Below are 8,064 nucleotides of genomic sequence, written 5' to 3' on the forward strand. Positions count from 1 at the left end.
CCCGGGAAGGCCGGAAGCCCGGGAAGGCCGGAAGCCCGGGAAGGCCGGAAGCCCGGGAAGGCCGGAAGCCCGGGAAGGCCGGAAGCCCGGGAAGGCCGGAAGCCCGGGAAGGCCGGAAGCCCGGGAAGGCCGGAAGCCCGGGAAGGCCGGAAGCCCGGGAAGGCCGGAAGCCCGGGAAGGCCGGAAGCCCGGGAAGGCCGGAAGCCCGGGAAGGCCGGAAGCCCGGGAAGGCCGGCAAGCCCGGGAAGGCCGGAAGCCCGGGAAGGCCGGAAGCCCGGGAAGGCCGGAAGCCCGGGAAGGCCGGGAAGCCCGGGAAGGCCGGAAGCCCGGGAAGGCCGGGAAGCCCCAGAAGCGTCCAGGGGCCGGAGATCCGGAGCCAGGGTCCGTCAGAACGGGAAGTTTGAGCGTCCGTGTTGTACCGAGATCCACTTGTGGGTGGTGAAGGCGTCCACCGTCGACTCGCCGTTCAGGCGGCCCACACCGGAACTCTTCTCGCCGCCGAACGGCACGATCGGCTCGTCGTGCACGGTGCCGTCGTTGACGTGGAACATCCCGGCCCTGACCCGCTTGGCGACCCTCACCCCGCGCTCCACGTCGCCGGTGTGCACCGCGCCGCTGAGTCCGTAGGGGGTGTCGTCGGCGATGCGCACCGCCTCGTCCTCGCCGTCGAAGGGCACGAGCAGGGCCACGGGGCCGAAGATCTCCTGGCCTAGGACCGGGGAGCCGGGCGGCAGCTCCGTCAGTACGGAGGGGGCGACGAGGTTGCCCTTGACGGCCCCGTGCAGCAGGGCCCTGGCGCCCGCGGCGATCGTCTGCTCGACGACCGACGAGACGGCCTCCGCCTGCGAGGCGTTGATGAGCGGGCCGATGTGCGTGGCGGGGTCGGCCGGGTCGCCGACCTTCAGCGAGGCGACCTTGGCGACGAACTTCTCGGTGAACTCCGCCTCCACCGACCGGTCCACGAGGATGCGGTTGGCGGCCATGCAGACCTGGCCCTGGTGCACGAAGCGGCTGAAGACGGCCGCGTCCACGGCGTAGTCCAGGTCGGCGTCGTCCAGGACGATCAGGGCGCTGTTGCCCCCGAGCTCCAGGATCGAGCGCTTGAAGTGCGAGGCGCAGACCGTGGCGACATGGCGGCCCACGCGGTCGGAGCCGGTGAAGCAGATGACGCTCGGCACCGGGTGCTCGATCAGGGCGTCCCCGATCTCGGCTATGTCGGTGATGACGACATTGAGCAGACCGGCGGGCAGACCGGCCTCCTCGAAGATCTTCGCGATCAGGCTGCCGCCGATGACCGGCGCGCTCTGGTGCGGCTTGAGCACCACGGCGTTGCCGAGGGCGAGCGCGGGGGCGACCGTCTTGATCGACAGGAACAGCGGGAAGTTGAACGGGCTGACGATGCCCACGACGCCGACGGGCGTGCGGTAGAGGCGGTTCTCCTTGCCCTCCTCGGGCGAGGGCAGGATGCGGCCCTCGGGCCGCAGGGCGAGGTGCACGGCCTCGCGCAGGAACTCCTTGGTGAGCTGGAGCTCGAAGGCCGCCTTCAGCCTGGTGCCGCCCAGCTCGGCGATGATCGCCTCGGTGATCTCCTCCTCGCGGTCCGTCACGACCCGCAGGGCCCGCTCGAAGACGCCGCGCCGCTCATAGGGGTTGGTCTCGGCCCACTCCCGCTGCGCGCGCTCGGCCGCGCGGTAGGCCTGGTCGACCTCGTCGGCGGTGGCGACGGTGATCGAGGCCAGTTTCTCGCCGTCGTAGGGGTTGAAGTCGATGATGTCCCAGGAACCCGAGCCGACCTTCCACTCACCGTCGATGTACTGGTGAGCCAGGTCAGTGAAGAAGGACATGAGACGGACCCCTTGCCACGGCAGCAGACTGAAAGCAGACGGAACCTGTCCCCTGAGGTTACGTCATGGTAGTTACGCGTCAGGTGAGTTGGAGAAGACCACGCAGGAGGTCGCGGCTGTCCGCCGGATCAGGGCTGTCCTTGTGGAGCTGGGCGGCCACCCGCTCGTACTGGGCGACCTCTTCGGCCTTGTCGAGGTAGAGCGCTCCGGTGAGCTGCTCCACGTACACGACGTCGGAGAGGTCGGACTCCGGGAAGCTCAGCATGGTGAACGCGCCGCTCTCACCCGCGTGGCCGCCGAAGCTGAACGGCATCACCTGGAGCGTGACGTTGGGCCGCTCGGAGACCTCGATGAGGTGCTGGATCTGGCCACGCATCACGTCGCGGTCGCCGTACGGACGGCGCAGCGCCGCTTCGTCGAGGACGCAGTGGAAGTGCGGGGCGCGCTCGGCGGTGAGGAGCTTCTGGCGTTCGAGGCGCAGGGCCACGCGGCGGTCGATCTCCGCCTTGCTCGCGCCCTTCATGCCGCGCTTGACGACCGCGTGGGCGTAGGCCTCGGTCTGCAACAGGCCGTTGACGAACTGGACTTCGTAGACCCGGATCAGGGAGGCGGCGCCCTCCAGGCCGATGTACGTCTGGAACCAGCCGGGCAGGACGTCGGAGTAACTGTGCCACCAGCCGGTGAGGTTGGCCTCTCTGGCCAGCGAGAGGAGTGCGCCGCGCTCGGTCTCGTCGGTGACGCCGTACAGCGTCAGCAGATCTTCGACGTCCCTGGACTTGAAGCTCACCCGTCCCAACTCCATGCGGCTGATCTTCGATTCGGATGCGCGGATCGAGTAACCGGCCGCTTCGCGGGTGATGCCTCGGGACTCCCTCAGGCGCCTCAGCTGTGAACCCAGCAGGATGCGCCGCACCACCGAGCCGCTCGACTCCCCTGCGGTCACTTCGCTCAATCCTCCCCATCGACTGGAAGCTTGCAGTCTGCCATTAAACGCACCAGGCCGTACACGTTCGATTACAGAAACGGAAAGCCTGCGAAAGCTCTCCACAAGAAGTCGTAGGGAGAAATGGGCAAGAAGTAGCACGGGAGCCATCAAGTCCGGCGCGTGCACGTGCATCTGCCCTTGCATCTGCTGTGCGCATTCGGAACCATGGTCCGCGCGCCACCGCTGTACCGACGCACCATCGGCGACCGACCGCGCCACCGCTCCATCGCTATGACCGCGAAACCGGGGAGTGCCTCGCATGGGGACGAATGGATCGACCATGCTCGAGCCGTTACGGCAGGGGCTTCCCCCACTCGACCCCTCCGCGGTCTCCGACACGGCCTCCGTCGCCCTCCCCGCCCGCTACGAAGCGGTGGGCAGCGCACGGCGGTTCACCCGTACGACGCTCGGTCAGTGGGATCTGGAAGACCGCTTCGACGACATAGCCCTCGTCGTCTCCGAGCTCGTCACCAACGCACTGCGGCACGCGCTGCCCGCCGACGCCCCGCGCGAGCGCCAGGACCCCTCGGTGCGGCTGCACCTGATGCGGTGGGCGTCCCGTCTGGTGTGCGCGGTGCGCGACCCCAGTGACGAGAGCCCGGTCGCGCGCGAGACCGACGACGACTTCTCGGCGGAGTCCGGGCGCGGCCTCTTCCTCGTCGACTCCTTCAGCGACGGCTGGGGCTGGCACCCGCTGGCCGGCGCGACGCGCGGCAAGGTCGTCTGGGCGCTGTTCCGACTGACCTGAGCCCGAACTGAGCGGAACTAAGCGGGTACTGATCCTGCCCTGGGCGGGGCCCTGCCCGGGCCCCGCCCGACCGGAGCCCCGGCGCGCCCGGCCCCCGGCGTTCAGTTCAGGGGGCTAGCCGCCGACCAGGTGGTCGAACTCCCCGTCCTTCATGCCGAGCAGCATCGCCTCTATCTCCGCGCGCGTGTAGACGAGCGCGGGCCCGTCGGGGAACCGCGAGTTCCGCACGGCGACGTCGCCGCCGGGCAGCTTCGCGAACTCCACGCAGGAGCCCTGCGAGTTGCTGTGCCTGCTCTTCTGCCAGACCACCCCGTGGAGCTCCGTGGCCGCCATGCCGTTGAATGCGTGGTGCACAGTCGCTCCCCGGTGGTGCAGTGCCTGTATGGCCTCTAGATGCAGTAGTCAACTGTCCCGGATCATAGCTCTGTTCACATGCGGATGCATGGGCAGATGCACGTGCACGCGGGGTGTTGCCTCGGTTACAGGCCACGCCCGCACGCGTACCTCTAGGGAAAGACGCACACCGCGCCGTTTGTGTTCCGTCCCGGGGGGACGGAACACAAACGGCGCGGACGCGGTGCGCGGTCATCCATGTGACCCGGGCTCAGACCTCCAGGAGGGCGTCGAAGGCGGGCGGCAGGTGCTTCCAGGCGTCCCGGCCCGCCGCGTACTCCTCGTCGGTCAGCAGGCACGACTCCAGGAGTTCGGTGAGGCCCTCGCGGTCGAGGCCGGGCGAGGTGAACACCAGGTGGTTGCAGCGGTCGCCGTGCTCGGGGTGCCAGTCGAGCGCGGCGGCGGCGCGGCGCATCGGCGGGACCATCTCCCACGCGGCGTCCGGCGGCGACGCCAGCCAGGGGCCCGCGCTCTCGACGCAGAGCGCGCCGCCCGCCGCGTCCCAGCCGAGCAGGGTGTCCGGGTGGTCGGCCAGCCAGAACCGCCCGCGGCTGCGCAGCGCGGCGCAGGTCAGGTCCTCCAGGGCGGCATGGAGCCGCTCCGGGTGGAAGGGCCGCCTCCGGTGCCATACGAGGGTGGCGACCCCGCACTCGTCGGCCTCGGCGGGCAGCAGCGCGCACGAGGGGTGCTGCGCCGCGGCGGCGGCCTCGACGTCGAAGCCCGCGAGCGCGGCGGCGAGCAGGTCGCCCGCGCCCGCGTCGACCTGGTGGGCGGTGGGGTGGAGCTGGGCGAGCAGGGCGTGGTCCTCGTCGTCCGCGTCGGCGGAGTCGGCCACCGCGAGGACGGGCGCGTATTCCAGCTGGCGTGCCCAGGTGTCGGCGACCGTGCGCTGGTCGGTGGGCGCGGCGGCGAGTCCGGCGTCCAGGAGGTCGTCGCCGTTGCCGAGGCAGGGCAGCAGCAGCGCGGGGTCGACGGCCGTGATCACGCCGCTGAGCACGAGCCGCTCACCGCCGTGGGCGGCGACCACCTCGGCCATCGCCTTGGGTTCGACCGAATCCCACAGCTCCACGACGGCGAGCCGGGCCGGGCCCGCGTCCGCGAGCCGCCACAGCTCGGGCAGCAGGTCCTCGCGGAGCGCGCAGCACGCGCAGTCGTCGACCAGCGGCGCGTCGCCCGTGGAGAGCACCCCCGTGGCGTCGCGCACGGTGCGGGTGACGGTGCCGTGCACGGCGGTGGAGAGGTCGTGGTGCAGGGCCACGCTCGCCGGGGCGGTGGCGAGCAGACGGTCGACGGCCTCCCTGCGGGTGTCCGCGTGGAGGCCGCCGACGATCACGACGTTCATGGGGCCCATCAGCGCTTACCGAAGCGCCGCTCGAAGCGCTCGACGCGGCCCGCGGTGTCCATGACGCGCGCGTTGCCCGTATAGAAGGGGTGGCTCGCGGACGACACCTCCACGTCGATGACGGGGTAGGTGCGGCCGTCCTCCCAGTCGACCGTCTTCTCGCTGGTGGCGGTGGACCGGGTGAGGAAGGCGAAGCCTCCGGCCTTGTCGCGGAAGACGACCGGGCCGTACGGCGGGTGGATGTCCTTGCGCATGGCGGTCAGCGCTCCTCTCGGAAGTCGACGTGGCGTCCGGCCTTGGGGTCGAACTTGCGCAGCGTGAGGCGGTCGGGGTCGTTGCGGCGGTTCTTGCGGGTCACGTACGTGTAGCCCGTTCCGGCGGTGGACCGGAGCTTGATGACGGGGCGGAGTTCGTTGCGGGACATGTGGCTAGTATATGAAAATGACTCTCGTTTTCAAGAGCGGGGGCTCCACCACGACCGAGAGGTGCGTCACCATGTCCGCCCACTGTCAGCTCACCGGGACCGAGCCCGGTTTCGGCAACCGGATCTCCCACTCCCACCGGCGGTCCTCCCGCCGCTTCGACCCCAATGTCCAGCGCAAGCGGTACTGGCTGCCGAGCGAGGGCCGGTACGTGCGGCTCCGGCTCGCCGCGAAGGGGATCAAGACCGTCGACCGCATCGGGATCGAGGCCGCGGTGGCCCGCATCCGCGCGCGCGGCGTACGGGTCTGAGGAGCGAAGGTCCGACGAAGGTCCGAGAAGTGAAGGTCTGAGGGAGGAAAAGATGGCCAAGAAGAGCAAGATCGCGAAGAACGAGCGGCGGCGTGAGATCGTCGCGCGGTACGCCGTGCGGCGGGCCGAGCTGAAGGAGATCATTCGGCGGCCCGCCACGGACGAGGCCGAACGGCTCGCCGCGCAGCGCGAGTTGGCGCGGCAGCCGCGGGACGCGAGTGCCACGCGGGTGCGGAACCGGGACAGCGTCGACGGGCGTCCGCGCGGCTACGTGGGGGCGTTCGGCCTCTCCCGGATCTCGCTGCGCGAGCAGGCGCACGCCGGATACCTGCCCGGGGTGCGCAAATCCTCCTGGTAGCTTGGCGCGCGATTTTTTCGACGACCAGGGGGCTTCAAGTGCGCAGGTACGTCCGTGGTGTTCGGGCCGGAGCGGCCGTGGCCGCGCTGGCCGCGGTCCTCGCCGTGGCCGGGTGCGGGAGTGACGGTGACGGGGGCGGTGTCGGGGGCGGCGGCAAGAAGGACCGCGGCTCGTCCTCGTCCGGCGGCTCCGGTGACTCCGGCTCGTCCGGCTCCGGCTCCGGCGCGAAGGGCGCGGGCCTGGAGGGCTCGTGGGTCGCGACGGCCGACGGCAAGCCGCTGGCCCTCGTCATCCACGAGAAGACGGCGACCCTGGTCGGCGAGGACGTGCTCTGCAACGGCACCACGGGCGACAAGGCGGGCTCCCGCACGATCGACCTCACCTGCCCCAAGGGCGACTCCGCCCGCACGGCGGGCCGCGTCGAGTCCGTGGACGCCAAGACCCTGAAGGTCGTCTGGGAAGGCGCGGGCAGGGACGAGTTCCTCCGGACCGACGGCGGCGAACTGCCCGACGGCCTGCCTACCGGGGTGCCGTCCGAAGCGCCCTAGCCCGGCGGCGGGGCGTCCCCCGCCCTGGGCGGATCCGGCGGACCGTGCTGGTCGGTACGGGTTGATGTGCCGTCCACCAGCATGGGAGGCGGGGTGGTGTCCAGGGCCTCGGAGAGGTCTTCGAGGGCTTGCAGGAGGAGGGTCGCGCCCTTGCGGACCACTCGGTCGGGGACGCCCTCGCCCTCCCACTCCGCCAGGGCCTCGCGGACCTCGTCCCACCGCGGCACGCGGCGTTCGCGTACCGCCTTGGCGCCCTGTTCCGTCGAGGTCCGCAGGGCGTCGGCCAGGCGGGCCGCCGCGGGTACGGGGGTCGCGTCGCGGTCCGGCAGGTGGGCCTCCATCAGCATGGCCACCCGGCCCAGCTGGGCCAGCGCCTCCTCCGCGTCCGCAGCCGTGGCGCGGGAGAGGCCGCGGTGCCGCACCGGCTCGTCCTTCGCCCGCGCCAGCGCCTCCTGCCAGGCGATACGCGCGTCCCTCGCGGCGAGCAGCGCCTCACGGACGTCGGGGCACGCCTTGCCCGCCGGGTCGGCGTAGCGGTCGATGACCGCCGCCGCGTAGCGGCCGTCCGCGACCAGCCAGTCGGCCAGCCGGGTGCGCAGCCTGGGGGTCTCCCAGGCGGGGTACACCGCGTACGCGATCATCGCGAGGACGCCGCCGAGCAGCGTCAGGACCACCCGCTCCGGGACCGTCTGCGTCCACTGCTGGCCGCCCATGCCGAGCAGGAACACGACGTAGGCGGACACGCAGGCCTGCGCCGCCACCTGCCCCGTCCGCATCAGCAGGTACATCAGCCCGGCGCAGACCACCGCCACCGCCGCGGACAGGGCCGTGCCGGGGTGGGCCAGCTGGACCAGGCCGGTGGCGAGCGCGACGCCCACCAGCGTGCCGCCGAAGCGGGCCACCGCCCGTGAGTAGGTCTGGGAGAAGTCGGGGCGCAGCACCATGACCGCGGCCATCGGGGCCCAGTAGCCGTGGCCGAAGGGCAGCCAGGTGCCCAGGAGATAGCCCGCCGCCGCGACCGCCGTGACCCGGATGGCGTGCCGGGCGATCGGGGACTCGTGGCGCAGGGCCGACCGCATGGCCCGCAGGCCCGTGGGGACGAGGGCGGGAAAGG

At 71.4% G+C, this 8,064-nt stretch carries 11 protein-coding genes; 4 read left to right on the forward strand and 7 right to left on the reverse strand.

What is annotated here, in order from left to right:
- Positions 1–386 precede the first annotated feature (386 nt).
- On the reverse strand, positions 387–1,844 hold the full coding sequence (locus AB8Z36_RS23630) for an aldehyde dehydrogenase family protein (RefSeq protein ID WP_369215374.1): 1,458 nt from the start codon (positions 1,842–1,844) through the stop codon (positions 387–389).
- 79 nt (positions 1,845–1,923) lie between these two features.
- Positions 1,924–2,787, reverse strand: coding sequence for a helix-turn-helix domain-containing protein (locus tag AB8Z36_RS23635; RefSeq protein ID WP_369215375.1), 864 nt, complete (start codon positions 2,785–2,787; stop codon positions 1,924–1,926).
- Positions 2,788–3,088: 301 nt separating this feature from the next.
- On the opposite strand from AB8Z36_RS23635, the gene AB8Z36_RS23640 reads away from it, so the two are divergent.
- Complete coding sequence (locus AB8Z36_RS23640) at positions 3,089–3,577, forward strand: ATP-binding protein (RefSeq protein ID WP_369215376.1); 489 nt, start codon at positions 3,089–3,091, stop codon at positions 3,575–3,577.
- Positions 3,578–3,691: 114 nt separating this feature from the next.
- On the opposite strand, the gene AB8Z36_RS23645 is transcribed toward AB8Z36_RS23640, so the two are convergent.
- The 4 genes from AB8Z36_RS23645 to rpmG form a co-directional block, all read right to left on the reverse strand.
- The gene (locus AB8Z36_RS23645) at positions 3,692–3,931 is read right to left on the reverse strand and encodes a DUF397 domain-containing protein (RefSeq protein ID WP_198503329.1); all 240 of its coding nucleotides are present in this window, start codon (positions 3,929–3,931) and stop codon (positions 3,692–3,694) included.
- 250 nt (positions 3,932–4,181) lie between these two features.
- Entirely contained in the window at positions 4,182–5,321 is a 1,140-nt protein-coding gene (locus tag AB8Z36_RS23650) for a CobW family GTP-binding protein (protein WP_369215377.1), read from the reverse strand.
- Positions 5,321–5,566: a type B 50S ribosomal protein L31 gene (locus tag AB8Z36_RS23655; protein WP_369215378.1), complete on the reverse strand. Its 246-nt coding sequence runs from the start codon at positions 5,564–5,566 to the stop codon at positions 5,321–5,323. Before AB8Z36_RS23655 ends, AB8Z36_RS23650 begins: the two co-directional genes overlap by 1 nt.
- A gap of 5 nt (positions 5,567–5,571) precedes the next feature.
- Positions 5,572–5,736, reverse strand: a complete 165-nt coding sequence (gene rpmG, locus AB8Z36_RS23660) for a 50S ribosomal protein L33 (RefSeq protein ID WP_369215379.1) — start codon at positions 5,734–5,736, stop codon at positions 5,572–5,574.
- Positions 5,737–5,807: 71 nt separating this feature from the next.
- On the opposite strand from rpmG, the gene rpmB reads away from it, so the two are divergent.
- The 3 genes from rpmB to AB8Z36_RS23675 all read left to right on the forward strand — a co-directional run bounded on the left by rpmB (position 5,808) and on the right by AB8Z36_RS23675 (position 6,950).
- A complete protein-coding gene (gene rpmB / locus AB8Z36_RS23665) occupies positions 5,808–6,044 on the forward strand; it encodes a 50S ribosomal protein L28 (RefSeq protein WP_369215383.1) in 237 nt (78 codons plus the stop codon).
- A 52-nt stretch (positions 6,045–6,096) separates the two neighbouring features.
- The gene (gene rpsN, locus AB8Z36_RS23670) at positions 6,097–6,402 is read left to right on the forward strand and encodes a 30S ribosomal protein S14 (protein ID WP_369215380.1); all 306 of its coding nucleotides are present in this window, start codon (positions 6,097–6,099) and stop codon (positions 6,400–6,402) included.
- A gap of 77 nt (positions 6,403–6,479) precedes the next feature.
- Entirely contained in the window at positions 6,480–6,950 is a 471-nt protein-coding gene (locus AB8Z36_RS23675; RefSeq protein WP_369215381.1) for a hypothetical protein, read from the forward strand.
- On the opposite strand, the gene AB8Z36_RS23680 is transcribed toward AB8Z36_RS23675, so the two are convergent.
- Positions 6,947–8,064, reverse strand: a 1,118-nt coding sequence (locus AB8Z36_RS23680; protein WP_369215382.1) for an FUSC family protein, incomplete at its 5' end; no start/stop codon positions are given. The genes AB8Z36_RS23675 and AB8Z36_RS23680 overlap by 4 nt on opposite strands.

Source organism: Streptomyces flavofungini, assembly GCF_041028215.1.
Classification (GTDB): Bacteria; Actinomycetota; Actinomycetes; order Streptomycetales; family Streptomycetaceae; genus Streptomyces; species Streptomyces flavofungini_B.